The 25,541-nt window shown below is 72.1% G+C and carries 22 protein-coding genes; 8 read left to right on the forward strand and 14 right to left on the reverse strand.

All coding sequences use genetic code 11. The features are described 5' to 3' along the window. Positions 1-64 precede the first annotated feature (64 nt). Positions 65-1,612: a glutamine-hydrolyzing GMP synthase gene (gene guaA / locus DMB42_RS41115; protein WP_125644554.1), complete on the reverse strand. Its 1,548-nt coding sequence runs from the start codon at positions 1,610-1,612 to the stop codon at positions 65-67. A gap of 97 nt (positions 1,613-1,709) precedes the next feature. Here guaA and DMB42_RS41120 point away from each other — a divergent pair, with 97 nt between their 5' ends. Then, a complete protein-coding gene (locus DMB42_RS41120; RefSeq protein ID WP_125644556.1) occupies positions 1,710-2,663 on the forward strand; it encodes a hypothetical protein in 954 nt (317 codons plus the stop codon). Here DMB42_RS41120 and DMB42_RS41125 read toward each other — a convergent pair. From DMB42_RS41125 to DMB42_RS41140, 4 genes are all read right to left on the reverse strand, one after another. After that, complete coding sequence (locus DMB42_RS41125) at positions 2,608-3,492, reverse strand: SDR family NAD(P)-dependent oxidoreductase (RefSeq protein WP_125644558.1); 885 nt, start codon at positions 3,490-3,492, stop codon at positions 2,608-2,610. The two genes, DMB42_RS41120 and DMB42_RS41125, sit on opposite strands and share 56 nt — an antisense overlap. A gap of 39 nt (positions 3,493-3,531) precedes the next feature. Continuing rightward, positions 3,532-5,022, reverse strand: a complete 1,491-nt coding sequence (locus DMB42_RS41130; RefSeq protein WP_125644559.1) for a DUF885 family protein — start codon at positions 5,020-5,022, stop codon at positions 3,532-3,534. Between the two features lie 10 nt (positions 5,023-5,032). Further along, on the reverse strand, positions 5,033-6,274 hold the full coding sequence (locus tag DMB42_RS41135) for an MFS transporter (protein WP_125644561.1): 1,242 nt from the start codon (positions 6,272-6,274) through the stop codon (positions 5,033-5,035). 117 nt (positions 6,275-6,391) lie between these two features. Next, positions 6,392-7,390, reverse strand: coding sequence for a LacI family DNA-binding transcriptional regulator (locus tag DMB42_RS41140; RefSeq protein WP_125644563.1), 999 nt, complete (start codon positions 7,388-7,390; stop codon positions 6,392-6,394). A gap of 50 nt (positions 7,391-7,440) precedes the next feature. Between DMB42_RS41140 and DMB42_RS41145 the strand changes: the two genes are divergently transcribed. Beyond that, positions 7,441-8,154 carry an alpha/beta fold hydrolase gene (locus DMB42_RS41145; protein ID WP_125644565.1) on the forward strand — a complete coding sequence of 238 codons (714 nt, stop codon included), beginning with the start codon at positions 7,441-7,443 and terminating at the stop codon, positions 8,152-8,154. Here the strand turns inward: DMB42_RS41145 and DMB42_RS41150 are convergent. From DMB42_RS41150 to DMB42_RS41170, 5 genes are read right to left on the reverse strand one after another with little or no spacing between them, the layout of a single operon-like run. Beyond that, positions 8,129-9,094, reverse strand: a complete 966-nt coding sequence (locus DMB42_RS41150) for a PLP-dependent cysteine synthase family protein (protein WP_125644567.1) — start codon at positions 9,092-9,094, stop codon at positions 8,129-8,131. The two genes, DMB42_RS41145 and DMB42_RS41150, sit on opposite strands and share 26 nt — an antisense overlap. A gap of 23 nt (positions 9,095-9,117) precedes the next feature. Further along, entirely contained in the window at positions 9,118-9,858 is a 741-nt protein-coding gene (locus DMB42_RS41155) for an MBL fold metallo-hydrolase (RefSeq protein WP_125644568.1), read from the reverse strand. Between the two features lie 5 nt (positions 9,859-9,863). After that, positions 9,864-10,469 carry a TetR/AcrR family transcriptional regulator gene (locus tag DMB42_RS41160; protein ID WP_125644570.1) on the reverse strand — a complete coding sequence of 202 codons (606 nt, stop codon included), beginning with the start codon at positions 10,467-10,469 and terminating at the stop codon, positions 9,864-9,866. A 2-nt stretch (positions 10,470-10,471) separates the two neighbouring features. Continuing rightward, the gene (locus DMB42_RS41165) at positions 10,472-12,130 is read right to left on the reverse strand and encodes a GMC oxidoreductase (protein WP_125644572.1); all 1,659 of its coding nucleotides are present in this window, start codon (positions 12,128-12,130) and stop codon (positions 10,472-10,474) included. Continuing rightward, positions 12,127-13,632 carry a succinic semialdehyde dehydrogenase gene (locus DMB42_RS41170; RefSeq protein WP_125644574.1) on the reverse strand — a complete coding sequence of 502 codons (1,506 nt, stop codon included), beginning with the start codon at positions 13,630-13,632 and terminating at the stop codon, positions 12,127-12,129. The genes DMB42_RS41165 and DMB42_RS41170 overlap by 4 nt, the downstream gene beginning before the upstream one ends. Positions 13,633-13,705: 73 nt before the next feature. Here DMB42_RS41170 and DMB42_RS56145 point away from each other — a divergent pair, with 73 nt between their 5' ends. Further along, positions 13,706-15,916: a serine/threonine-protein kinase gene (locus DMB42_RS56145; protein WP_185845132.1), complete on the forward strand. Its 2,211-nt coding sequence runs from the start codon at positions 13,706-13,708 to the stop codon at positions 15,914-15,916. Positions 15,917-15,948: 32 nt separating this feature from the next. Further along, positions 15,949-17,961 carry a beta-propeller domain-containing protein gene (locus DMB42_RS41180; RefSeq protein ID WP_125644578.1) on the forward strand — a complete coding sequence of 671 codons (2,013 nt, stop codon included), beginning with the start codon at positions 15,949-15,951 and terminating at the stop codon, positions 17,959-17,961. A 39-nt stretch (positions 17,962-18,000) separates the two neighbouring features. Here DMB42_RS41180 and DMB42_RS41185 read toward each other — a convergent pair whose 3' ends face one another. Beyond that, positions 18,001-19,737, reverse strand: coding sequence for a glycerol-3-phosphate dehydrogenase/oxidase (locus DMB42_RS41185; RefSeq protein WP_125644580.1), 1,737 nt, complete (start codon positions 19,735-19,737; stop codon positions 18,001-18,003). 68 nt (positions 19,738-19,805) lie between these two features. Beyond that, the gene (locus DMB42_RS41190) at positions 19,806-20,576 is read right to left on the reverse strand and encodes a DeoR/GlpR family DNA-binding transcription regulator (protein WP_125644582.1); all 771 of its coding nucleotides are present in this window, start codon (positions 20,574-20,576) and stop codon (positions 19,806-19,808) included. A 130-nt stretch (positions 20,577-20,706) separates the two neighbouring features. Here DMB42_RS41190 and DMB42_RS41195 point away from each other — a divergent pair, with 130 nt between their 5' ends. Genes DMB42_RS41195 through DMB42_RS41210 form a run of 4 tightly spaced genes read left to right on the forward strand, consistent with a single transcriptional unit; the run spans position 20,707 to position 24,446 of the window. Continuing rightward, positions 20,707-21,579 (forward strand): SIS domain-containing protein, encoded by an 873-nt coding sequence (locus DMB42_RS41195; protein WP_125644584.1) that lies wholly within the window; start codon positions 20,707-20,709, stop codon positions 21,577-21,579. Further along, on the forward strand, positions 21,576-22,709 hold the full coding sequence (nagA, locus tag DMB42_RS41200) for an N-acetylglucosamine-6-phosphate deacetylase (protein WP_125644586.1): 1,134 nt from the start codon (positions 21,576-21,578) through the stop codon (positions 22,707-22,709). The genes DMB42_RS41195 and nagA overlap by 4 nt, the downstream gene beginning before the upstream one ends. Further along, the gene (locus DMB42_RS41205) at positions 22,709-23,611 is read left to right on the forward strand and encodes a 1-phosphofructokinase family hexose kinase (RefSeq protein ID WP_125644588.1); all 903 of its coding nucleotides are present in this window, start codon (positions 22,709-22,711) and stop codon (positions 23,609-23,611) included. Before nagA ends, DMB42_RS41205 begins: the two co-directional genes overlap by 1 nt. Before the next feature lie 10 nt (positions 23,612-23,621). Next, a complete protein-coding gene (locus DMB42_RS41210) occupies positions 23,622-24,446 on the forward strand; it encodes a class II fructose-bisphosphate aldolase (RefSeq protein WP_125644590.1) in 825 nt (274 codons plus the stop codon). Here the strand turns inward: DMB42_RS41210 and DMB42_RS41215 are convergent. Together DMB42_RS41215 and DMB42_RS41220 are read right to left on the reverse strand one after the other, a co-directional pair. Then, positions 24,436-24,870: an N-acetyltransferase gene (locus DMB42_RS41215; protein ID WP_125644592.1), complete on the reverse strand. Its 435-nt coding sequence runs from the start codon at positions 24,868-24,870 to the stop codon at positions 24,436-24,438. The genes DMB42_RS41210 and DMB42_RS41215 overlap by 11 nt on opposite strands. A gap of 68 nt (positions 24,871-24,938) precedes the next feature. Continuing rightward, on the reverse strand, positions 24,939-25,511 hold the full coding sequence (locus DMB42_RS41220; RefSeq protein ID WP_125644594.1) for a TetR/AcrR family transcriptional regulator: 573 nt from the start codon (positions 25,509-25,511) through the stop codon (positions 24,939-24,941). Positions 25,512-25,541: the final 30 nt, after the last annotated feature.

The raw sequence follows: 25,541 nt of genomic DNA on the forward strand, positions 1-25,541 counted from the left end.
CGCTCTCATCCGGACATGCGAACGGCCCGGGCCGACATCGGTCCCGGGCCGTTCACATGTGGCGCTACTCCCACTCGATGGTGCCCGGGGGCTTGCTCGTGACGTCGACGACCACCCGGTTGACCTCGCTCACCTCGTTGGTGATGCGGGTGGAGATGCGCGACAGGACGTCGTAGGGCACCCGCGCCCAGTCGGCCGTCATCGCGTCCTCGGACGTCACCGGCCGGAGCACGACCGGGTGGCCGTAGGTGCGGCCGTCGCCCTGCACGCCCACCGAGCGGACGTCGGCCAGGAGCACCACCGGGCACTGCCAGATCTGCCGGTCGAGGCCGGCGCGGGACAACTCTTCGCGGGCGATGGCGTCGGCCTCGCGCAGCAGCGCCAGGCGGTCGCGGGTGACCTCGCCGACGATGCGGATGCCGAGCCCCGGACCGGGGAACGGCTGCCGCCAGACCATGGCGGGCGGCAGGCCGAGCTCCTCGCCGGCCCTGCGGACCTCGTCCTTGAACAGCGCGCGCAGCGGCTCGACCAGCTTGAACTGGAGGTCTTCGGGCAGGCCGCCGACATTGTGGTGGGACTTGATGTTGGCGGTGCCCGTGCCGCCGCCGGACTCGACGACGTCGGGGTAGAGGGTGCCCTGGACCAGGAAGTCGACCGGGCCGTCGGCCATGATGGCGCGCTGCTCGTCCTCGAAGACGCGGATGAACTCGCGGCCGATGATCTTCCGCTTCTCCTCCGGGTCGGTGACGCCTTCCAGCGCCTTCAGGAAGCGGTCGGCGGCGTCGACGACCCGCAGCTTGACGCCCGTCACGGCCACGAAGTCGCGCTCGACCTGCTCGGCCTCGCCCTTGCGCAGCAGGCCGTGGTCGACGAAGACGCAGGTCAGCCGGTCGCCGATGGCCCGCTGGACGATCGCGGCGGCCACCGCGGAGTCGACGCCGCCCGACAGCGCGCAGATGGCGCGGCCCTCGCCGACCTGGCGGCGCACGGCCTCGACGGAGTCTTCGACGATGTTGAGCATGGTCCAGGAGGGACGGCAGCCGGCCGCGTCGAGGAAGTGCTTGAGCACCGCCTGACCGTGCTCGGAGTGGAGCACCTCGGGATGGAACTGCACGCCGTAGAGGCCGCGCTCGGGGTGCTCGAAGGCGGCGACCGGGGTCTCGTTCGTGGAGGCGGTGACCGCGAAGCCCTCGGGGGCCGCGGCCACGCTGTCGCCGTGGGACATCCACACCGTCTGGGTGGCGGGCAGCCCCTGGAAGATGACGCCCTCGTTGAGCACTTCGAGCGCCGTGCCGCCGTACTCGGCGATGCCCGTGCGGGCGACCTCGCCGCCGAGCGCCTGGGCCATGGCCTGGAAGCCGTAGCAGATGCCGAACGTGGGCACGCCGGTCGAGAACAGGCCGTGAGGCACAGGCGGCGCGCCTTCGGCGTAGACCGAGGACGGGCCGCCGGACAGGATGATCGCCTTGGGCTTCTTGGCCATCATCTCCTCGACGGACATCGTCGAAGGCACGATCTCGGAGTAGACGTGGCACTCGCGCACCCGCCTGGCGATGAGCTGCGCGTACTGAGCGCCGAAGTCGACCACCAGCACTGTGTCGAATTCAGACACCGTGAGAACCCCCCAAAGGCGAAATGCGGTGCCCTCAGTGTATCGGCCTCGGGTATTACGCCTGGCCTCACACCGTCACTCGTGCTAACACAGAACGGTGGATCTTGTCTGGCCGGCCTCGGCGTGGGCCCTGTGGTTCGCCGCGCTGGCCGCCGCGTTCGGGTTGACGACTCGCCGGGCCGCCGCGGCCCCGGCGGCCCCTGCTCCCCCGGCGCCGCCCGCCGTCGTCGAGCTCTTACGCGGGCTGCGGGCCGGCGAGCTCTTTCACGCGACGGTGTTCGAGCTGGCCAGGCGCGAATGGGTGACGATCCGGGGTGATCGGCTTTCGCTCTCGGCGCAAGGCGAGGGGCGGGTGTGGCCGTACGAGCAGTGGGTGCTCGACCGGGTGGCCGCCCGGCTGGCGGGGGCGCCGCAGGCGCCGGTCGTCGCCCTGATGCCGGACAGCGGCGACCTCGACGCCGAGTTCGTGCCCCTGGTACGCCAGAGCGCCATCGACCTGGGTCTCGCGCGGCGGCGCTGGCAGAGCATGCTCGTGCCGCTGCTGCTGGCCGCCGCCCTCGTCGTGCCCTGGTACGTCACCATCTCCCACGCGGGTGTGTCCTGGCCCGGCTGGATCGCCACGGCGGGGGCGTTCGTGGCCGGGGTCGCGCTGCTGCTGGGCGGGCGCGGGTTCCTGCTGACGCCGCTCGGCCGCGAGGCCGCCGGGCCCGAGCCCGCGCCCGTGGACGCCCGGCAGGAGGGGATCTTCACCGGCGACGGGTGGCGCGGCGTCCTGGTCGAGCCCGCTCCCCGCGACGCCGGCGCGCCCAAGCGGCAGGAGGTCGAGGGACGGGTGGTCAAACGCTGGATCGTGGCCGAGCACGGCGACGACCTGTCCTCCTCGCGCACCTGTTACGTGGCCCTGCACGACGGCGTCTCGGAGCGGGCGGCGGCGTACCGGGCCAAGGAGCGGTTCTACCAGGACGTGTTGCCGGGCGACCACGTCCGGCTGCTGGTCAATCCCCGGCGCGGGAGCGTGGTGAGCGTGCTGGCCCACGAGCGCCGCTGGTAGCGCCGGGCAGGTCGCCGGCCAGCAGGAGCTCGGTCTGCCTGCGCAGGCGGTCGGCGAACTCGGGATGGGTGAGGACGAGGAACCGTTCCTCGTGAATGGCCCGGACGACCAGGTCGGCGACCTCGGCGGGCTCGACCCCGCGGGCCATGGACGCGTCGACGGCCTCGCGGGCGGCCAGTTCGTCGTCGGTCGGGGTGGCGACCAGGTCGGCCGGGCGGGAGCGGTCGGAATCGTTGATCCGCGTCCTGACCGCGCCGGGGCAGAGCGCGGTCACGCGGAGCTTGGAGCCGACGGTGGCGAGGTCCTGGGCGAGCGACTGCGAGGCGGCCAGGGCGGCGTACTTGGTGATGGCGTAGCCGCCCGCGCGCGGCGCGGCGAACAGCCCGGCCACGGACACGGTGTTGACGATGTGCCCCTCGGTGTCCTGCGCCATCATGCGCGGCACGAACGCGTGCACGCCGTGCAGCACGCCCCACAGGTTCACGCCGAGCAGCCAGGCGAAGTCCTCGGGGGTCCGGGTCCACAGGTGGCCGCCCTGGTAGACGCCGGCGTTGTTGCACAGCACGTGCACCGCGCCGAGCTCGCCGAAGCTGCGGTCGGCCAGGTGCCGTACGGCCGCCGCGTCGGAGACGTCGGTGACCTGCGTGAGCACCTCGCCCGGCCCGGCGAGCGCCTTCTCGGCCAGCGCGGCCGTCTCGGCCAGGCCGCCGGGATCGACGTCGGCCAGCATCAACGACATGCCCTCGGCGGCGAACCGTAAGGCCAGGGCCCTGCCGATGCCGCTGGCCGCGCCCGTCACCACCGCGGCCCTGCCGGACAGTTCACGCACGGCCTGAACCTCCCTAGCGCTCGCTCGGCACCACCGACGCTACAGGATCGCGCCGAGCAAACCCAGGGGCGGCGAGCCGAGGTCGAACAGCGCCTTGTGGAAACGCTGGACCGAGAAGCCCGTCCCCCACTGCTCGCGTGCCTGCTCACGCAGGTCGAGGATGAGCAACTTGCCCCAGGTGTAGCGGCCGTAGGTCGGGTCGAAGGAGGCGCGCCGGGCCTCCGACAACGCCGCCGGACCGGCCAGGTGGGTGTCGGACTCGAAGCGCCTGGCGCCCTCCTCGACTGTCATCTGCCCGGTGTGCACGCCGATCGCGCAGGCCAGCCGGGTGACCCGGATCAGGGCCTCCACCCAGACGCCGATCTCGAAACGCGGGTCGTCGGGCGCGTAGCCCTCCTCGACGCACAGCTCCTCGGCGTAGTGCGCCCACCCTTCGACGAACGACATCGACTGGAGCTGCCGCCGTACGTCCGAGGGGGCCCGGCGCAGCGCGCGGGCGTGCGAGAAGTGCCCCGGAGCGACCTCGTGCACGTTGATCGCGGGCAGCGTGGTGCTGCTGAAGACCTCCAGCCACTCCTCCTGCTCCCGCTCGTCCCAGGACGGGTCGGGCGGGGTGATGTGGTACCAGGACGGGCCCTCGGGCTCGCCCGGCGAGTTCCACGCCATCATGGCCATGGCCCAGCGGCGCGACTCCGGCGCCAGCCCGACCAGGCACTCGCCGTCGTGGTAGGGCACGAGGTCCTTCTCGCGGGTGAACGCGATGGCCCGTTCGGTGCCGATCCTGGCCGCCTCGATCACGCCGTCGGCGTCGGGGTGGTCCTTGACCAGCTCGCGTACGACGTCGAGGGGCCGCTCGTCCCGTCCGAGCTTGGCGCAGGACTCGGCGAGCAGGCCCATGAGCCGGTCGCGTTCGGCGTCGGCGCGCTCGGCCAGCCGGCCCAGGTCGACCGGCAGGCCCTCGGCGGTGCTCATCAGCTTGACCAGGGCCGCGCCACCGAGCGCGGCGTCGGGGTCGCCCTCGGCGGCGGCGTGCGCGACATGGGCCACGAGCCTGCCGTGGGCTTCGATCGCGGCCTCGTCGGTGATGCCCGCCGACAGGCCACGCACCGCGCCCAGCAGGGACGTGGCGACCGGGGCCGGGACCTGGTCGAGCGCGGCGATCGCGGCGTCCACGGCCTGCGGCCAGAGCGCGAGGTGGTCGGCCTTGGCGGCGGCGCGCTCGGCCTCGGGGCCGTAGTCGCGGTCGTAGCAGGCCAGGTCGAGGTTGGACAGGTGGATCAGCGGGTTCTTGCGGTGCAGCTCCAGCTCGCCGAGCTGGGTGCGCATGGCCGCCTCGAAGATCTGCAGGTGCTCGGCGTCGTGCGGGTCGTCCGGCGCGTCGCCCTCGCCGAGGCGGGCCAGACCGGCCCGTACGCCCTCGGGTGACAGGTCCTGGATCTGGCCGTCGTACTCGTGCCTGCCGCCCCCCTCGCGCGCCTCGGACACCATCAAATCGGTGATGGCACGCAATCTGGGGTCAAGTTCCGTCATGCCGCCGACGCTAGCGCACACCCCTGATCTTGAGGACCCCGACGGAGCCGACCAGCGAGATCACGATGCCCACGACAAACAGCGCCGGGTAGCCGCCCGTCCCCACGACGACGGCGGCGAGGGCGGGCGCCAGGATCTGCGGCCCGGCGTTGGCGATGTTGATGACGCCCATGTCCTTGCCCGCGTCGCCGGGGTCCGGCAGCACCTTCGTCACCAGGGCCATGTCCACGGCCAGATAGACGCCGAACGCGATGCCGTGCGCGACGTTGTAGACGATCATGCCCTGGAACGTCGGCATCACCAGCGGGATGCCCAGGAACACCGCCGAGGACAACCCGGCGACGAGCGCGAACATCCGGAAGCGGCCGAGGCGGTCGGAGATCGGGCCGATCACGAGCACCGCGAGCAGCGTGGCGGCCTGGCCGATGAGCATCAGCAGGCCCATCGTGGCGATCACCTCGCCCTTGGGGATCTTGATGAAGTCCTCAAGGAGGAAGAGGTTGAAGGTGAAGATGACGAAATATCCGAGCATGACGCCGAAGCGGGACACGAAGGCCCAGGCGAAGTCCGGACTCCTCAGCGGGCGTACGAACCCGGCCAGGAACGCCCTCAGGCTGAACGGCTCACGCGCCATCCCCACCGAGGACGTGTCCGGCGTCACGACCACGACCAGCACCGCCGCGACCAGCAGCAACACCATCGCCACGTAGTACGCCCCGCCGGCGGCCAGCTGTGGGAACACGATGAACATGATCGACGCCGCGATGGTGGCCAGCGGCGTGCCGAGTCCGAACAGGCCGGAATAGGTGCCGTACCGGGTCGGTGGGACCCGGTCGGGCAGGATCGCGGTCATGGCGGCCTGGTAGCCGTTCATGATGGTCTGCACGCCCGCCCAGCTGATGCCGAGCATGAGCACGCTGCCCGCGTTGGCCTGCGCGAACAGGGCGAGCACGCCCAGCAGGACGCAGCCGAGTATCCACGGCGAGCGGCGGCCGAAGCGCGACCTGGTCCGGTCGGAGATCTGGCCGAAGACGGGGTTGGCGAGGGTGGCCATGAGCGGGCCGATCGAGTTGGCCAGGCCCAGCGCGGCCACGTCGTTGACGCCGGTGATGCGCTGCACGTGCACGGGCAGGACGAACGCGCCCACGCTCAGCCACAGGAACATGACGGCGACGTTGGCCAGCGGAAGCGTCAGGTAGAGCGGCCCGAGACGCCGGGTGTCCCTGAGCGCGCCGCTCAGAACTTCAGCCATGGGGGGACCTTTCCGGGCAGTGATGATACGTATCACCGACGATTGCTCTGGACTGTAGGTCGCACGGGAAGGGCTGACAAGACGCGCGTCCAACTCGTTACGCGCCCGGCGGCGGCCTCAGGCGCTGGCCCGGACCACCAGCCGGGGCTCGAACCGGGCGACGACCTCGCCGCCCACGGACGGCCGCTCTCCTCGGACGATCCCGTCGATCTCGCCCGCCAGGTCGGCCGGGCTCGCGGTGGCGTCGAAGTGCACGCTGGTCAGCCGGGGCCGCATGAGCGTGCAGATCGGCAGGTCGTCGGCGCCGACGACGGCGACGTCCTCGGGGACCCGCAGACCGGCGTCCTGCAACGCGCTGATCAGCAACATCGCGTACTCGTCGTTGTAGGCGAAGACGCCGTCGGGCAGGTCGCCCGCGCGGACGATCCGCCCCGCCTCCTCCTCGGAGAAGGCCAGGTCGATGCGCGCGGCCCCGGGAACGACCTCCCGCACCCCCGCCAGCCGGGCCCGTCCCATGGCGTCGAGGCCCTCTTCCCGGGGCACGACGGCCGCCAGGCTCCGGCTCCCCCGGTCGACCAGGTGGCGGGCGGCCGCGGCGCCGAGGGCCCGGTGGTCGAACACCACGGCCGGCACCAGGGGCGAGGGCTGGTCGGACAGGCCGATGACGGCCCGGACACCCGAGGCGTGCAGCAGGTCCACGGCGGGCCTGGTCAGCCGCGCGGCCTCGACGAGGACGGCCGAGGGCCGCAGGGCGAGCCAGCTCCTTGCCGCGGCCACGCCCTTGAGGGTGCGCTCGCCGTACTGGACGAGGGTGTAGCCGCGGGTCCTGAACTCCTCCTCCAGCTCGTCGAACACCTGCTGCGCCAGCCGGCCCACCCTGGCCCGCGACAGCGGCATGAGCACGATGCCGCTGCGGCCCGTACGCAGGGTGCGGGCGGCGGCGTCGGGCACGTAGCCCAGCCGGGCGGCGGCGTCGCGGACCCGTCTGCGGGTCTCCTCGCTCACGCGGGCGTGGGGGTTGTCGGTGAGCACGTAGGAGACCGTGGCCTGTGAGACTCCCGCGGCCCTGGCCACGTCGACGCTGGTCGGCGGGCGGTCCCCCCTTGTCGTGTTCACGGGGTGGATGGTATCAACTGCTTATACGTATAATCAGGAGAGGCTGCCGCATGAAGCTGCACACTCGTGAATGGGGTTCGGGCGATCGCCTGGCCGTCCTCGTCCACGGCATCATGGCCGACTCGCGATGCTGGTGGCGGGTAGGGCCCGAGCTGGCCGCGCGCGGCTACCGGGTCATCGCCGTCGATCTCCCCGGCCACGGCGAGAGCCCCCGCGCCGACGCCTACCCGGCCGAGCTGTTCGCCTCGTCGCTGGCGGAGTCGGTGCCCGCGCACCCCGAGCTGGCCATCGGGCACTCGCTCGGCGGCCTCACGCTCGGCCTCGCCGTCGAACGGCTCATGCCCGGACGGGCGATCTACTCCGACCCGGCCTTCCGCCTGCCGACGCTGGAGAGCGGCGCCCTGGAGTCGATGGCGGACTTCACCGACGAGACCGGCGAGCTGATCACCGCCATGCATCCCGGTTTCTCGGCCGAGGAGGTGGCGGTCGAGGTCGAGATGCTCGCGCGCTGGGACCGCCGGTCGGCGCTGTCGCTCGTCGAGGCGTCGGGCATGGACTTCACGCCCGCGCCCGTCGTGCCGTCGCTGGTGCAGGTGGCCGACCCGAGTTTCCTGGTGCCGCCGGCGTTCCAGGAGGAACTGCGGGGCAAGGGGTTCGAGGTGCGCGTGGTCACGGGGGCCGAGCACACGATCCACCGCCACCTGTTCGAGGACTTCCTGGCGGGGCTGGAGGGCTGGATCAGACCCGCTGCCGCAGCTCGGTGAGGCGGCCGGCGACGTCGAGGCCCTTGCCGGCGGCCCAGGCGTCGTCGTGGTACGTCGCCAGGTGCCGCTCGGCCGCGTCGCCCACCAGCGAGACGACCGTGCCGCTCTCGCCCCTGGCCCGCATGCGCTCGACCAGCTCCAGCGCGGCCCACAGCGCGGTGCCGGACGAGCCGCCCACGGGCAGCCCGGTGACCTCCCTGAGGTGCCTGGCCGCCGCCACGCTCGCCGCGTCGGGCACCGGCACCACCAGGTCGACCAGGTCGGGCCGGAACCCCGGCTCTACGCGGGGACGGCCGATGCCCTCGATCCGCGAGGGCATGCCGGTGGCGTAGTCGGGCACGTCGAGCGTCCAGCCCGGGAAGTAGGCGGAGTCGTCGGGATCGGCGACGGCCACCCGGCAGCCGAACCCCCGGGCCACGGCGCCGAGCGTGGCCGAGGTCGCGCCGGTGCCGGCGCCGGTCACCACCCAGTCGGGACGCACCTGCGCGAACAGCTCGTCGGCCAGGTCGTGCGGCGCAGCCCGTCCGAACTGGTCGAGGAAGTGGCCCTCGATGCTCCTGGCCGCGTCGTAGATGGCCAGGGGCGGTGTCACGAACCGGCACTCGCCGCCCAGCGCCTCCACCGCGCGGGCCCGCGCCTGGTCACGCCGGCCCGGCATGACCACGATGTAGGGCAGGCCGAGCCGCCGGGCGAACCACGCCTGCGCGACCGCCGCGTTGCCGCCGGTCGCCTCGACCACGGTGGTGCCCTCGGTGACCAGCCCGTCGAGCACCGCCTGCCGGAACAGCGCCCTGGCGTGCCGGTGGCGCAGGCTGCCCGTCGGCTGGCCGGACTCGTCCTTCAGCAGCAGGCGGACGCCGGGCGCCCGGACGGGGAAGTCGATCAACCTGGTCGGCGGCCCGGCGGCCAGCGCGTCGAGCGCGCGTGTGCTCCAGCTCACCGGACCACCCTGTCAGGACGAGATCAGGAAAGCTCCACCCGTTCGCCAGGAGCGAGCAGGACGAACCGCTCGCCGAACCCGGCGAACGCCTTCTCCAGCGTCTCCCTGCCCTGGGTGAAGTGCCCCCACTGCTCGAAGTGCAGCGGTACGACGTGCCGCGCGCCCAGGATCTCGGCGGCGGTGGCGGCGTCCTCGCTGGTCAGCGTCAGGAACCCGTCGACCAGCGGGGTACGCGCACCGCCCGCGAACAGCAGCGCCACGTCGATGCTCGGGAACCGGTCGGCCACGGCCCGTACGACGTCGAGCGAGGCGTTGTCGCCGCTCACGTAGACCGTGGGCAGCCCCTCGCCGCTGAGCACGAACCCGGTGACCTCGCCCGTCAGGTGCTCGGTCCCGTCGGGGCCGTGCTGGGCGGGCACGCCGGTCACCCGTACCGGGCCGACCTGGGTCTCGCTCCAGTTGGGCAGGGCTCGTACCGGCTCGCCCACGCGCTCGGCCGCCGACTTCGTGGACAACACCAGCGGCACTTCGGCGAGGAACGCCCGGCCCGCGTTGTCGAGGTTGTCGGGGTGCTGGTCGTGGGAGAGCAGCACGGCGTCGACGGGGCCCACCTCGTCGAGGCCGAAGGCGGGGCCGGCGGTCTTGGTCAGCACCCTGGCGCCGACCGGGTGCTCACCGGCCGGGTCGAACGTGGGGTCCACCAGCAGCCGAACGCCGCCCAGCTCGATGACGGCGGTCGGACCACCGGCGTAACGAATATCCATGTTCGTCAACGACACGGCGGGGTGAGGGGTTTATTCCGCACCCCGTTGAACAGCCGGCTCACCGTACGGTGGCACAGGGCGCGGAAGTCGGGCTCGGCCATGCTCATCCGGCCGCTCAGGTACTGCTGGACCAGGCCCTGCGTGCTCGCGGTGACGGCCAGGGCGGTCTCCAGCGGGTCGTCCTCGCGCAGCAGGCCCGCCCGCATGCCCTCCTCGACCAGCGCCACGACCACGCTGAACGGCGGGCCCTGGCCGTCGCGGAAGTCGTCGGGGAAGCGGCGGGCCCGCGCCCAGGCGTCGGAGGTCAGGAAGTGGTACAGATGCGGGCTGCCGAGCGCGAAGTCGAGGAAGTCGTCGAGCGCCGCCGCGAACCGTTCCTCCAGGCCGCCCGCGTCGGGCCGGCGGGTCCACGCCTCGGCCAGCTCGCGCGCGCTCGCGTCGGCGACCGCGCGCAGCAGGGCCTCCCTGTTGGGATAGTGCCGGTAGATGGCCATGGCGGTGACGCCCACGGCCTCGCCGACGCGCCGCATGCTGACGGCGTCGGCGCCCTCCTCCACGAGGATGCGCCGGGCCACGCTCGCGATGCGCGCGGCCGTTCCCTGCTCACTCACGTTTACAGTGTATACAGACGGAGCGCTCCCGGAGCGTGCGCGGGCACCGCCGGGTCGCGTGGCGCCACCGGGGACAGTCGGACGTACGGCGAGCCGGGGGCGGGCCTCGGGTCGGGGTCTCCGACGTTGGGCCAGAGGGACAACGCGCGCTCGGCCTGCGCGGTGATGGTGAGCGACGGGTTGACCCCGAGGTTGGCCGACACGGCCGAGCCGTCCACGACGTGCAGCCCCTCGTGCCCGTAGAGGCGGTGGTAGGCGTCGATCACGCCGGTCTCGGGCGAGTCGCCGATCACGCAGCCGCCGAGGAAGTGGGCCGTGGTCGGGATGTCGAACAGGTCGAGCCAGGTGCCGCCGGCCAGCCCGCCGATCTCGGCCGCCGCGTGCCGGGCGGCGTCGTGCCCGGCCGGGATCCAGGTCGGGTTGGGCTCGCCGTGCCCGCGCGCGGAGCGAAGGCCCCAGCGGGTGCGCCGGATGGTGATCGAGTTGTCCTTGGCCTGCATGACCAGCGCGATGACGGTCCGTTCCGACCAGCGGCGCAGGTCGAGCAGCCGTAGCGCCTGGAGGGGCCGCGCGGCGATCTCGCGGGCCAGCGCCCGCAACCGGGGTTGCCCGCCGTCCACGAGCAGGGTGCGGAGCAGGCCCATGGCGTTGGAGCCGTCGCCGTAACGCACGGGCTCGATGTGGGTCTCGGCGTCGGGGTGGATGGAGGAGGTGATGGCCACGCCCTTGTTGAGCTTCTCGCCGCCGGCCGACGGGCGCTCGAAGCCGAGCAGGGCCTCGGAGTTGGTCCTGGTCAGCGTGCCGAGCCGGGGCGACACACGGGGCAGGTCACCGGTGGCGCGCAGCTTGTGCAGCAGGCGCTGGGTGCCGTACGTGCCGGCCGCGAAGATCACCTGCTTGGCCGTGAACGAACGGCGGCGCACCGCCGAGCCGGTCTTGCGCACGACCACCCGGTAGCCGCCGGAGGGCAGGGGACGTACCGAGGTGACCGTGCACTCGGCGTAGACCCGGGCGCCCGCCCGCTCGGCGAGGTAGAGGTAGTTCTTGATCAACATGTTCTTGGCGCCGTGGCGGCAGCCGGTCATGCACTGCCCGCACTCGACGCAACCCCGCCGCCGCGGCCCGGCGCCGCCGAAGTACGGGTCGACGCCGTCCTCGCCGAAGTAGACGCCGACCGGGGCCAGGTGGAAGGTGTCGCCGACGCCCATCTTCTCGGCGACCCTGCGCATGATGTCGTCGGCGCGGGTGAAGGTGGGGTTGGTGACCGCGCCGAGCATACGTTTGGCCTGGTCGTAGTGGGGGGCCAGCTCCGACTTCCAGTCGGTGATGCCGGCCCACTGCGGGTCACGGAAGAACGGGTCGAGCGGCTCGTAGAGGGTGTTGGCGTAGACCAGCGAGCCGCCGCCGACCCCCGCTCCGGCCAGCACCATCACGCCGGTGCCGCGCTCGCCGCGCAGCACGTGGATGCGCTGGATGCCCTTCATGCCGAGCCAGGGCGCCCACAGGAAGTCGCGCAGCTTCCAGGACGTGACCGGCAGCGTGGACTCGTCGAAGCGGCGGCCGGCCTCCAGCACCCCGACCTTGTAGCCCTTCTCGGCCAGCCGCAGCGCCGAGACGCTGCCGCCGAACCCCGACCCGATGACGAGGACGTCGAACGTCACTTGATCCGCAGCCTTCGCATCGTCTTGAGCGTGCCGGCCAGGACGTTCGCCCACGTCTCGTACGTCAGGTCGAAGGGCGGCTCGAAGCCCAGCCAGGACGCCTGCGAGGCCACCGTCTTGGACTCGGTGTAACGCAGCAGGCCCTCCGCGCCGTGCCTGCGGCCGAGGCCGGAGGACTTCATGCCGCCCATGGGCGCGTCGTAGGAGGCGTAGGCCGAGCCGTACCCCTCGTTGATGTTGACCGTGCCGGCCTTGACGCGGGCGGCCAGGGCGCGGCCGCGGGCCAGGTCGGTGGTCCAGATGGAGGCGTTCAGGCCGTAGATGGTGTCGTTGGCCAGCTCGACCGCCTCCTCCTCGGAGGTGAACGGGTAGAGGGCCACCACCGGGCCGAACGTCTCGTTGCGGCACAGGTCCATGTCGTCGCGTACGCCGGTGAGCACGGTCGGCTCGTAGAACAGGGGGCCGAGGTCGGGCCTGGCCCGGCCGCCGGTCAGCACCGTCGCGCCCTTGGCCACGGCGTCGTCGACGTCCTCGCCGACCGCGTCGAGCTGGCGTTGCGAGGTGAGCGAGCCCATCTGGACCGACCAGTCGCGGCCCGCGCCGAGCTTGAGGTTCCTGACCTGCTTGACCAGGCGCGCGGCGAAGTCGTCGAACACGGACTCGTGCACGTACAGACGCTCGATGGACAGGCAGAGCTGGCCGGCGTTGGTGAAGCAGGCCCGGATCGCCCCCTGGACGGCGAGCGCCAGGTCGGCGTCGTCGAGCACCACCATCGGGTTCTTGCCGCCGAGCTCCAGCGAGCAGCCGATGAGCCGCTTGGCCGCCTCCTCGGCGATCTTCCTGCCACCCCTGGTCGACCCCGTGAACGCCACGTAGTCGGCGTCGTCGAGCAGCGCGTCGCCGATCTCGGCGGGCTCGCCCAGCACGACCTGCCAGATCTCGCGCGGCATGCCCAGCTCGGCCAGCAGGTCGATGGTCCACAACGTGGACATGGCGGTCTGGGTGTCCGGCTTGTGCACCAGCGCGTTGCCGGCCAGCAGCGCGGGCACCGCGTCGGTGACGCCGAGCGAGAGCGGGTAGTTCCACGGCGAGATCAGCGCGACGACGCCCTTGGGCTGGCGCAGCTCGGCCACGCGGGTGGCGGCGGGGAAGATGCCCTTGCGCCCGCGCGGCGCGAGCAGGCCGGGGGCGCGCCTGGCGTAGTAGAGGCTGCAGCCGGCGACGTCGAGCACCTCCTCGAAGGCGTGCTTGCGGGCCTTGCCGGTCTCGTCCTGGACGATGTCGAGGATCTCGTCCCTGCGGTCGAGGATCGCGTCGTGCAGCAGCAGGAACGGTCTCGCCCGCGCCACGCCGGGCCTGGCCGCCCACTCGGCCTGGGCGGCCCTGGCTCGCTCGTAGGCCAGGCGTACGTCGTCGGCCGTGGAAATGGGCAGCTCGGCGAGTGGCTCGCCGGTGAAGGGCGCGGTGATCTGCCGGGTCTTGCCGCTGGACGTGACGTGCATGCCAGAAGGATATTCCGCCCGGCTACCCGCGGGTAGTTTTTGCGGATTCGCGGCCTGGGGCCAGAATCCTCTTATGCCATCGTTCGCTCCGCTACGCCCCGGAGATCCACCGAGTCTGGCCGGGCTGGATCTCCTCGGCAGGCTTGGCGAGGGCGGCCAGGGCGTCGTCTACCTCGCGAAAGATCATTCCGGCACGCACGTCGCCGTCAAATGGCTGCGGCCCGACCTGTCCGGCGACGAGGTGAGCGTCGAGCGGTTCCTGCGCGAGGTCCAGGTGGCCCAGCAGGTGGCGCCGTTCTGCACCGCGACCGTCCTCGGCACCGGTGTGGAGCAGGACCGGCCGTTCATCGTCAGCGAGTTCATCGAGGGGCCCTCGCTCCAGCGGGTGGTGCAGGAGGAGGGGCCGCGCACCGGGTCCACGCTCCACCGGCTGGCCATCGGCACCGCGACCGCCCTGGCCGCGATCCACCAGGCGGGCATCGTCCACCGCGACTTCAAGCCGGCCAACGTCATCCTGGGCGCGGACGGCCCGCGGGTGATCGACTTCGGCATCGCGCGGGCGCTCAACGCGACCTCGACGATCAGCAGCATGGTCGTGGGCACGCCGTCGTACATGCCGCCCGAGCAGATCATGGGGCACACCGTCGGGCCCGCGGCCGACATGTTCTCGTGGGCGAGCGCGATGGTCTACGCCGCGTCGGGGCGGGCGCCGTTCGGCAGCGACACGATGCCCGCGGTGATCAACCGGGTGCTCAACCAGCAGCCCGACCTGGGCGTGCTCGACGGCGCGCTGCGCGACGTGGTGGCCGCGTGCCTGGCCAAGGACCCGGCGCAGCGGCCGACGGCGGAGCAGGTGATCATGCGCCTGCTCCAGCACCCGATGCCGGCGAACTCGGCCATCCTGGCCGCGGCCGCCGCCGAGGCCGTCCCCGCGCGGCCGCCGTCCCCCGGCCCGATGACCGGTCCCCCCGGCCCGCCGCCGCCCGGCCCGATGACGGGTCCGCCCGGCCCGATGACCGGGCCCGTGCCCGGGGCGCCGCCCAACCCGATGACCGGGCCGGTGCCGGGTCCGCCGCCGTACCCGCCACGGCAGCAGCAGTGGCACCCGCCCTCGCCGTACGCGCAGCCCACCCACCCGGGCGTCCATCACCAGCCGCCCGGCAGGAAGAGCAGGGCGCCGCTGATCATCGGGGTCACGCTGGGGGTCGCGTTATTGGTACTGGCCGGGCTCGTCGTGCTCATCAGCGCCGAGCGCACGCCCCTGGCCGGCGACGGCGGCACCACGACCCCGCCGGCCACCCAGCCGGCCGACCGGAGCACCCCGCCCACCACGCCGCCTGCCACACCGCCGGTCACGGAGGTCTCCGTGCCGAAGGAGGGCCCGCGCAAGGCCCTGCCCGGCGCGGCCATCAGCCTGTACGAGAACCCCGCCGACGCGATCGTCCTGACCTCCTACGAGATCTTGGACAAGAAGAAGAGCGACTGGGTCGACCACGCCAGGGACTCGCTGCGCGGCCCGTTCCGCAAGTACGCCGGCAACTGGGAGTCGAGCGTCTCGCCCGGCGGCCAATACCTGGCCACCCGCGGCCGGAAGTACTCCGACGACAACTACGACTACATCATCGTCAGCGACCGCCGGTCGGGCGAACGCAGCACGATCAAGACCGTCCGCAGCCCGCTGATCGCCAGCATCCGCGGCTGGTCGCAGGACGCCTCGAAGATCCTGCTCAACATCGAGCGCAAGTCCGGCGACACGTGGACGTACCCGGGTTTCGTCATCGTGGACGTGGCCACGATGAAGGCCCGGATCGTCACGGTCGACGACGCCGCCGTCCGCAAGACCGCCTTCGGCTGGGACGGCAAGGACGAGGGCGTGGTCAACATCTTCGGCTCGGAGAAGAACCGCGGCCTGCGCTTCTTCGACGCCCAGGGCAAGGCCACCCGCGACGTGCGCTCGATCGGCACGCTGCCCGCCGGCACCCAGGACATCTTCTCCCCCTCCGGCGAGTCGTTCCTGTCCGACTGCCCCAACGGCAGCGACGGCGACACCTGCGTGTGGGACGTCAAGTCCGGCGACCGGACACACAAGTTCTCCTCCGACTGCGACAAGGTGCTCGGCTGGTACGACGACACCCACCTCTACTGCTGGGAGCAGGACAACAACACCAAGGACGAGATCCAGGTCGTCGACTTCAAGGGCACGCTGCTGCGCAAGATCGTGGACGTGCCGGACGACGTGGACTTCAGCCCGGTCTTCACCGTCAACCCCGACAAGGGTTCCTGAACCATCCGGCCCGCGCAGCCGTCAAGGAGGTCATGAAGACGCTGATCCGTACGGCCGTGACCGCCGCGGCCCTCGCCACGGTCACGGCGGCCTGCACCTCGGCGGCGACGGGCCAGGCGCCCGTGCCGAAGGTCACGCTCGACGCCGTCCGCCTGGTCGCCTACGACAGTTGCGACGACATGCTGGCGGGCCTGCGGGAACACGCCGCGGAGAACGTCGGCCCCTGGGGCTTCGGCGGCCCGCAGATCATGTACATGGAGGACACCGCCAGCACCGCGAGGGCGAAGACCACCTCCAACACCCCGGAGCACTCCACCACGAACGTGCACGAGGCCGGCGTGGACGAGCCCGACCTGGTCAAGACCGACGGCGACCGGGTCATCACGGTCGTGGACGGCACCCTGCGGATCATCGACACGGCGACGAAGAAGGTCACCGCGTCGATCAAGCTCACCAAGAAGGACGAGCCCACCTTCACCCCGGCCGACCTGCTGGTCTCCGGTGACCGCGCGTTGGTGCTCTTCCGCGGCGGCGACATCATGGTCAAGTCGTTCGCGCCGCCCGGCGAGACCCGCTACGTCGTGGTCGACCTGGCCGGGCAGCCGAAGGTGCTCAGCACGATCAGGGCGCAGGGCTCGTACGTGGACGCCCGGATGATCGGCTCCACCGTCCGGCTCGTCACGCGCAGCCAGCCCGACATCACCTTCCCCGAGCCCAAGAGCCCCGACGCCACCGAGGCCGACCGCAAGAAGGCCAACCAGGCCGTCGTACGGCAGGCGCCGCTCACCGCCTGGCAGCCCACGGTCGAGATCACCAGCGCGTCCGGCACGGTCAAGAAGGACACGGTCAAGTGCGAGCGGGTCAGCCACCCGGCCGACTACACCGGCACCTCGCTGCTGACCGTGCACACCATCGACCTGACCCAGGACGTCGCCGCGACCGGCACCGAGCCCATCAGCCTCGCCGCCGACGGCGACACCGTCTACGGCAGTGGCAAGAGCCTGTACGTCGCCAGCAACCCCCGCTGGTGGTTCCCGGTGGCCATCGAGCCGATGCCGGTCGAGCCCGTGCCGACGGCCACCGACGGGGCCCCGGCCGTCGAGCCCACGACGAGCGACCCGGCCGTGACGACCGGCGCGCCGACCGCGTCGGCCAGTGCCCCGGTCGAGTCCACGTCGGCGCCCGCGCCCGACCCCACTCCGACGGCGCCGCCCGAGGAGACCGAGGTCCACAGGTTCGACATCAGCGCCCCCGGCGCCCCGGCCTACGTCGCCTCCGGCAAGGTCCCCGGCCGCCTGCTGAACCAGTACTCGTTGTCGGAGTACGAGGGCAACCTCCGCGTCGCCACCACCCTCACCTCCACCGACGGCAGGAACAGCGAGAGCAGCGTGTACGTGCTCGCCGCCGACACCATGGCCAAGGTCGGCGAGGTCGGCGGCCTCGGCAAGGGCGAGCGCATCTACTCGGTCAGGTTCGTCGGCCCGGTGGGCTACTGCGTCACGTTCAAGCAGGTGGACCCGCTCTACACCCTCGACCTGCGCGACCCGGCCGCCCCCAAGGTGACCGGCGAGCTGAAGATCACCGGCTACTCGGCGTACCTGCACCCCGGCGCGGACGGCAGGCTGATCGGCATCGGCCAGGAGGCCAGTGACAAGGGCAGGACACTCGGCACGCAGGTCTCGCTGTTCGACGTCAGCGACCCGGCCAACCCGCGCAGGCTGTCGCAGCTCTTCCAGAAGGAGGCGGGCTCCGAGGCCGAGTGGGACCCGCACGCGTTCCTGTACTGGCCGAAGACCGGCCTGTCGGTGATCCCGCTGATGACCCCCAAGGAGTCGGGCGCGGTCGTGCTGAAGATCGACGACTCGGCCGTGACCAAGCTCGGCATGATCAAGCACCCGACCCACCAGGACAAGGACTACGCCTACCAGCCCGGCATCACCCGCTCGATGGTGATCGGCGACGCCGTGTGGACGTTGTCGTGGGACGGCCTCCAGGTCAACGACGCCACGACGCTGGCCCGGCAGGCGTGGATCCCGCTGCGCTGACCCGGCCCGCGGAGACGGGTGACCGTTCCTGGGGGACGGTCACCCGCGTTCCGGCGCGACGACGGGGACGATCTCGGGGGCGCCCAGCCGGATCGCGTCGGCCTCCTGGTCGGAGTCCTGCTCCTGCGAGCGGCGTTCGGCCTCGACGCGCTTGGTGAAGTACTCCACCTCCCGTTTCACCTGCTCGGCGTCCCAATCGAGCGGCCCGGCGAGCAGTTCGGCGGCCTCCTGCGCCACGGCAAGGCCGCGGTGGAAGGTCTCGATGGAGATGTGCGTCCGCCTGGTGAGCACGTCGTTGAGATGCCGGGCGCCCTCGTGGGTGGCGGCGTAGACGATCTCGGCCCGCAGGTAGTCGTCGGCCCCGGACAGCGGGCGGCCGAGCGACGGATCGTCCTCGACCAGTTCCAGCACCTCGTCGATGAGCGAGCCGTAGCGCTGGAGCAGGTGCTCGATCCGGGCGACGTGCAGGCCCGAGGTCTGGGCGAGGCGGTAACGGGAGTTCCACAGCGCCTGGTAGCCCTCGGCCCCGGCCAGCGGGACGCGGTCGGTGCACGAACGCGGCACCCGCTGGTCGAGCCCGTGCGCCACCGCGTCCACCGCGTCGCGCGCCATCACCCGGTACGTCGTGTACTTCCCGCCCGCGATCATCACCAGCCCCGGCACCGGATGCGCCACGACGTGCTCGCGGGACAACTGGGACGTCTGGTCGGACTCCCCCGACAGCAGCGGGCGCAGGCCCGCGTAGACGCCCTCGACGTCGTCGCGGGTCAGCGGCACCGACAACACGGCGTTGACGTGGTCGAGCAGGTAGTCGATGTCGGTACGGGAGGCCGCCGGGTGGCCCTTGTCCAGCGTCCACTCGGTGTCGGTGGTGCCGATGATCCAGTGGCGGCCCCACGGGATCACGAACAACACCGACTTCTCCGTACGCAGGATGATGCCGGTGCGGGAGTGGATGCGGTCGCGCGGGACCAGGAGGTGGATGCCCTTGGAGGCCCGTACGTGGATCTGGCCGCGTCCGCCGACCAGTTCCTGGATGTCGTCGGTCCACACGCCCGTGGCGTTGACGACCTGCTGGGCGTGCACGTCGAACTCCGTGCCCGACTCCAGGTCGCGGGCCCGTACGCCGGTGACCCGCTCGCCCTCGCGCAGGAACCCGACCACCTGGGCACGCGGCGCGATCTGGGCGCCGTACGTGGCGGCGGTGCGCAACATGGTCATCACGTAGCGGGCGTCGTCGACCTGGGCGTCCCAGTACTGGACGGCCCCCGTGAACGCGCTCTTCTTCAGCGCCGGGGCCAGCCGCAATGCCCGTGACCTGGACAGATGCCGGTGTCCTGGCACCCCGCGGGTCAGGCCGGAGGCGAAGCCGAGCGTGTCGTAGAGCGCGACCCCGGCTCCCACGTAGGGGCGTTCCCAGCCGAAGTGGGTCATCGGGAACAGGAACGGCACGGGCCGTACGAGGTGCGGCGCCAGGCGCTGGAGCAGCAGCGCCCGTTCCTGGAGCGCCTCGCGTACCAGCTCGAAGTTGAGCTGCTCCAGATAGCGCAGGCCGCCGTGGATGAGCTTGGACGAACGCGAGGAGGTGCCCGAGGCGAAGTCGCGCGCCTCCAGCAGGGCCACGTCGAGCCCCCGGGTGGCGGCGTCGAGCGCGATGCCCGCGCCCACCACGCCGCCGCCGACCACGACCACGTCGAACTCCCTGGCCGACATCTCCGCCAGCGCCGCCGCACGTTCGGCCGGCCCGAGCCGGGACACGCTCCTACCCGCCGTCATCATCCCCCCTGGGGTCGCCTGCGGTACTACCTACCCGTTTGTCCGGTGACATGTAACGCGGCACGACCTCAGGCGCGTACGACTTTGACCCCCGCGTCGGTGAGCCGGCCGGCGAGCTCGTCGGAGAGCTGGGCGTCGGTGACCAGCGTGTCGATCTGGTCGATGGGGCAGATGCGGGAGAAGGCCCGCCGGCCCACCTTGGAGGAGTCGGCCACCACGACGACCTGGGCGGCACGGCTGATCAGCAGGTTGTTCACGCTGGCCTCGCCCTCGTGGTGGGCCGAGGCCCCCAGCTCGACGTCGATCGCGTCGACGCCCAGGAAGGCCACGTCGAGGGTGACCTGTTCCAGCACGCCCGAGGCCAGCGGCCCGATCAGCTCGTACGACTGCTGCCTGGCCACCCCGCCGGTGACCACGATCTTGACGTGCTGCCGTACGGTCAGCTCGGCGGCGATGTTCAGGGCGTTGGTGACGATCGTGAAGCCGCTCTCCAGCGTGGAGATCGTGGCCAGGGTGCGGGCCAGCTCGGAGGTCGTGGTGCCGCCGTTGAGCCCGATCACGGCGCCCGCGCTCACCAGGCCGGCCGCGGCGGCGGCGATGCGGTGTTTCTCGTCGGCGTGCCTGGCCGTCTTGTAGCGCAGCGGCAGGTCGTAGCTGACACTCTGGGCCACGGCTCCGCCGCGGGTGCGCATGAGCATCTGCTGCTGGGCGAGCTGGTCGAAATCCCGCCGGATCGTGGCGGTGGAGACGTCGAGCGCCTGGGCGGCCTCCTCCACCGACAGCCTGCCCTCCTGGGCGAGCAGCTCCAGGATGGCGTTCCAGCGATCGTAGCGGGACACGAAGCCTCCCCAGTGAGATCCGGACAGGTGCAAGCGTGGCACAACCGGAGAGCTCAGAGCGAACAGTGCACAAAGATGCACTTTTACTGTATAAAAAGGGCAGAAACAAACAACAACGGGGAGGAACGCGGTGACCACCCATACCGAAGCCGAGATCGAGTCCCAGCCGTCCTGCTGGCGCCGTGCCGTGGCCGCAGTGCCCGCCGGCGCGCTGCCCCAGCCCGGCGAGCGGGTGGCCGTCGTCGGCTGCGGCACGTCATGGTTCATCGCGATGGCCTACGCCACGCTGCGCGAGCTGCTCGGGCAGGGCGAGACGGACGCGTTCGCCGCCTCCGAGGCGCCGATCGGCCGCTCGTACGACCGGGTGCTCGCGCTGACCCGCTCCGGCACCACGACCGAGGTCCTGGAGCTGCTGTCCAGGACGAACGCCCGCAGCACGGCCATCACCGCCGACCCGAAGACGCCGATCATGACGGCCGCCGACGAGGTCATCGTGCTCGACTACGCCGACGAGAGTTCGGTCGTGCAGACCCGCTTCGCCACCACGCAGCTCGCCATGCTCCGCGCCAGCCTCGGCGAGGACCTCACGGCGGCGATCGCCGACGCCGAACGGGCCGTGGCCGAGCCGCTGCCCGCCGCGGTGATCGAGGCCGAGCAGTTCAGCTTCCTCGGCAGCGGCTGGTCGGTCGGCCTGGCCCAGGAGGCCGCGCTCAAGATGCGCGAGGCGTCGCGGTCGTGGACGGAGGCGTACCCGGCGATGGAGTACCGGCACGGCCCGATCAGCATCGCCGGCCCCGGCCGCGTCACGTGGATGCTCGGCACCGCCCCCGAGGGCCTGCGCGAGCAGGTCGAGGCGACCGGCGGCACGTTCGTCGAGAGCGGCCTCGACCCCATGGCCGAGCTGGTACGCGCCCAGCGCGTGGCGGTCGCGCGCGCCTTCGCCCGTGGGCTGAACCCCGACGAGCCCATGCACCTCACGCGATCTGTGATCCTTTCTTCATGAGCCTTACTCTCGCCGACGCCAGGATCGTGACCCCCGAAGGGGTGCACGAAGGGTGGCTGACCATCGAAGACGGCCGCATCACGCATGTCGGCCACGGATCGGCCCCCAGCCCCGGCCTGAGCCTCGGGGGGCGGCACGTCGTCCCCGGGTTCGTCGACATCCACAACCACGGCGGCGCGGGCGGGTCCTTCCCCACCGGCGAGCAGGACAAGGCACGCGACGCCGTGGCCCTCCACCGGCGCCACGGCACGACGACGATGATGGCCAGCCTGGTCACCGACACGCTCGACGGGCTGTCCAGGGCCGCCTCCTCGCTGTCGGAGCTGTGCGAGGAGGGGCTGTTCGCGGGCATCCACTTCGAGGGGCCGTACATCGCGAAGGCGCGTTGCGGGGCGCACAACCCCGCGCTGCTGCGCGAGCCGTCCCCGCGGGAGTTGTCCGGGCTGGTCAAGGCCGCGCGCGGGCACGCGCGCATGGTCACCGTCGCGGCCGAGCTGCCCGGCGGCCTCGACACCATCCGCACGGCCGTCGGCGAGGGCCTGCTCGCGGCGCTCGGCCACAGCGACGCCGACTACGACCAGGCGATCGCGGCCATCGAGGCGGGCGCGACCGTCGCCACCCACCTCTACAACGCGATGCCGCAGCTCGGCCACCGCGCCCCCGGCCCGATCGCCGCGCTGCTGGAGGACGAGCGGGTGACGGTCGAGCTGGTCAACGACGGTGTCCACGTGCACCCGGCGATGTTGCGCCTGGCCTACGAGGTGGCCGGCCCCGGCCGGACCGCGCTGATCACCGACGCGATGGCCGCCACCGGCCTCGGCGACGGCGACTACGTGCTCGGGCCCATGCGGGTCCACGTGACCGACGGCGTGGCCAGGCTGGTCGAGGGCGGTTCCATCGCCGGCTCCACCCTCACCATGGACGCCGCCTTCCGCCGCGGCGTGCGCGAGCTGGGCATGTCGCTGCCCGACGCGGTCCAGGTGGCCTCGCTGACCCCCGCCAGGGTGCTCGGCCTGGCCGAGGCGATCGCCGCGATCGCGGTCGGCAAGGCCGCCGACCTGGTGGTGCTCTCCGCCGAACTGGAGGTCGACGGCGTGATGAAGAACGGCGACTGGATCACGGAGCCCTGATGATCATCACCGTGACGCTCAACGCCGCGCTCGACGTGACGTACGAGGTCCCGTCCGTCGACTGGCACGGTGTCAACCGGGTCGGCGGCGTCCACCGGCGCGCCGGCGGCAAGGGCGTCAACGTGGCCCGCGTACTGGCGGCCCTCGGCCAGGAGGTCCTGGTCACGGGGCTGGCGGGCGGGCCCACCGGCCAGGCGATCGAGCACGACCTGCGGGCCGCCGGGCTGCCCGCCGCGCTCACCGGGGTCGCCGACGACTCCCGTACGACGCTGGTGGTCTCCGAGGCGCGCGGGGCCACGCTGTTCAACGAACCCGGCCCCGAGGTCACGGCGACCGAGCTGGCGGCGTTCACCGAGCAGTACACGTCGCTGCTGGCCGATGCCGACGCCGTGGTCATCTCCGGCAGCCTGCCCCGCGGCGTCCCGGCCGACGTCTACGCGACCCTCGCCTCCCTCGCGGCCGGCGCGGACGTGCCGGCGATCGTGGACGCCGACGGCGACCCGCTGCGCCACGCGCCGGCGGGCCGGCCTGCCGTCGTCAAGCCCAACGCCGAGGAGCTGGCCAGGGCGGTCCCCGGCGGCACCCCGGCCGAGGGCGCCCAGGCGCTGCGCGCGCGGGGGGCCGAGGCCGTGGTCGTCTCCATGGGCGCCGACGGGCTGCTCGCGGTGACGGGCGAGGGAACCTTCCGGGCGCGGATGCCGTACACGGTCGAGGGCAACCCGACCGGGGCGGGCGACTCGCTGGTCGCGGGGCTGGCGCTGGGCCTGGTCGAGGGCTCCCCGTGGCCCGACCGGCTGCGGCGGGCCGCGGCGCTCGGCGCGGCGGCCGTGGCCGCGCCGGTCGCCGGCGACCTCGTCGGCGACGTCTACGCCGACATACACCCCCAGATCATCATCACGTAAGGAGCTCGTCATGGCCCTCGCCGGAATCGGTGACATCGTCCGGGAGTCCCCCGCAGGGGTGGGCGCGTTCAACGTGATCCAGCTGGAGCACGCCACGGCCATCGTGGCCGGCGCGGAGGCGCTCGGCCTGCCGGTCGTGTTGCAGATCAGCGAGAACTGCGTGCGCTACCACGGCGCGCTGGAGCCCGTCGCGCTGGCGGCGCTGGCGGTGGCGCGCCGGGCGGACGTGCCGGTCGCGGTCCACCTCGACCACGCCACCGACCGCGCGCTGGTGGAGGAGGCGGTGGCGCTGGGCCTCGGCTCGGTCATGTACGACGCCTCCGCCCTGCCCGACGAGGAGAACGTGGCGGCCACGGCCGAGGTGGCGGCCTGGTGCCACGAACGCGGCGTGTGGGTGGAGGCCGAGCTGGGCGAGGTCGGCGGCAAGGACGGCGTGCACGCCCCCGGCGCCCGTACCAAGCCCCACGAGGTGGTCGACTACGTCGCCAGGACCGGCGTGGACGCCCTGGCCGTGGCCGTGGGCACCTCGCACGCCATGACCACCAAGGACGCCGTGCTCGACCTGGAGCTCATCGCCGAGCTGCGGGCGGCGGTGCCGGTGCCGCTGGTGCTGCACGGTTCGTCCGGGGTGCCCGACGACGTGCTGCGCGAGGCCGTGGCCAGCGGCATGAAGAAGATCAACATCGCCACCCACCTGAACAAGGCGTTCACCCGGGCCGTACGCGACTACCTGGCCCACGACGAGCGGGTGGTCGACTCCCGCAAGTACCTCAACGCCGGCCGCGACGCCGTGGCCCGCGAGGTGAGTCACCTGCTGGGCGTGCTCACCGGCTGAGCTCCTTGCGCATCTGCACGGCCGACCGGCCTTCGAGGTCGACGCGGCCGATCTCGACGTACCCGAGCGAGGTGTACAGGGCGATGTTCGTGGTCATCTTGACGTTGGTGTAGAGACGCAGGGCGGGCAGGCCGAGCCGGGCGGCCTCCTGCTCGGCGTAGGCCAGCAGGCCGCGGCCGATGCCCCTGCCGTGCAGCCCGGGACGCACCGCGACGTTGTCGACCAGCAGCACGCCCTCCTCGGGGACCAGCACGACGATCCCTTCGAGGCCGTCGGTGACGTGCACGCGGCCCGCGGCGATGAGGGCCGCGTAGTCGGCCTCCATGGGCAGCGGCCGCGTGCCGATGATCTCCGCCCACGGCTGGTAGGCGTCGTGGACGAGTTGCTCGACGGCGGCCCTGTCGGCCTCCTGCGCCAGTCTCATGCGTCCAATGTTCGCAGCACCCTCCCGGCCTGAACGACCGAGGGTGCCGGGCGGATCAACCGGGCCCGCTACGGCAGGATGCGCTCTACCGTCCGGGTCACGAGATCCTTGACCTGGTCCTCGCCGAACACGTCGGGCAGCGTGAGCCGTTCGACCACCAGCCAGTTCATGGCCAGGTAGAGCACCACCACGGTGGTGGCGTCGCCGGGCAGCCCCGACTCCAGGTGATAGTCGATGTTGGCCTGCACGTCGGCGCGGATGCGCTCGGTCAGCACGGCCCGCAACTCCGGCCGCCTGGTCGCCTCCAGCCGCAGCTCCAGCAGCGCGAGATAGCCCGACCTGAACGCAGAGATCCGGTCCACCAGCTCGATCATGAGCTGCACCACGCGCTCACGGTCGCGGGGCCCGGCCAGACTGGCCGCGATGGTCTGCGCGTCCGGCTGCAGCCGCTCGTAGATCCGGCCGCCGGCCTGGGTGAGCAGGTCGTCCCTGCTGGCGAAGTAGTTGGACGCGGTGCCCGTGGGCACCTCGGCCCGCGCGTCGACCGCCCGGAAGGTCAGGCCGCGCGCCCCCTCCACGGCCAGCACCTCGATCGCGGCGTCGATGAGCGCCGCCCTCCTCGCCAGGTTCTGCCGGACCATGTTGACACCACTCCATCTGTAGTACTACGG

It is taken from the genome of Nonomuraea sp. WAC 01424, from assembly GCF_003947315.1.
GTDB lineage: Bacteria > Actinomycetota > Actinomycetes > Streptosporangiales > Streptosporangiaceae > Nonomuraea > Nonomuraea spiralis.

Coding starts and splice junctions, on each gene's coding strand:
- DMB42_RS41170 (WP_125644574.1), bottom strand. CDS start 13,632: ATGCACGTCACGTCCAGCGGCAAGACCCGGCAGATCACCGCGCCCTTC.
- DMB42_RS41130 (WP_125644559.1), bottom strand. CDS start 5,022: ATGACGGAACTTGACCCCAGATTGCGTGCCATCACCGATTTGATGGTG.
- DMB42_RS41145 (WP_125644565.1), top strand. CDS start 7,441: ATGAAGCTGCACACTCGTGAATGGGGTTCGGGCGATCGCCTGGCCGTC.
- nagA (WP_125644586.1), top strand. CDS start 21,576: ATGAGCCTTACTCTCGCCGACGCCAGGATCGTGACCCCCGAAGGGGTG.
- DMB42_RS41185 (WP_125644580.1), bottom strand. CDS start 19,737: ATGACGGCGGGTAGGAGCGTGTCCCGGCTCGGGCCGGCCGAACGTGCG.
- DMB42_RS41155 (WP_125644568.1), bottom strand. CDS start 9,858: ATGGATATTCGTTACGCCGGTGGTCCGACCGCCGTCATCGAGCTGGGC.
- DMB42_RS41210 (WP_125644590.1), top strand. CDS start 23,622: ATGGCCCTCGCCGGAATCGGTGACATCGTCCGGGAGTCCCCCGCAGGG.
- DMB42_RS41180 (WP_125644578.1), top strand. CDS start 15,949: ATGAAGACGCTGATCCGTACGGCCGTGACCGCCGCGGCCCTCGCCACG.
- DMB42_RS41135 (WP_125644561.1), bottom strand. CDS start 6,274: ATGGCTGAAGTTCTGAGCGGCGCGCTCAGGGACACCCGGCGTCTCGGG.
- DMB42_RS41215 (WP_125644592.1), bottom strand. CDS start 24,870: ATGAGACTGGCGCAGGAGGCCGACAGGGCCGCCGTCGAGCAACTCGTC.
- DMB42_RS41220 (WP_125644594.1), bottom strand. CDS start 25,511: ATGGTCCGGCAGAACCTGGCGAGGAGGGCGGCGCTCATCGACGCCGCG.
- DMB42_RS56145 (WP_185845132.1), top strand. CDS start 13,706: ATGCCATCGTTCGCTCCGCTACGCCCCGGAGATCCACCGAGTCTGGCC.
- DMB42_RS41205 (WP_125644588.1), top strand. CDS start 22,709: ATGATCATCACCGTGACGCTCAACGCCGCGCTCGACGTGACGTACGAG.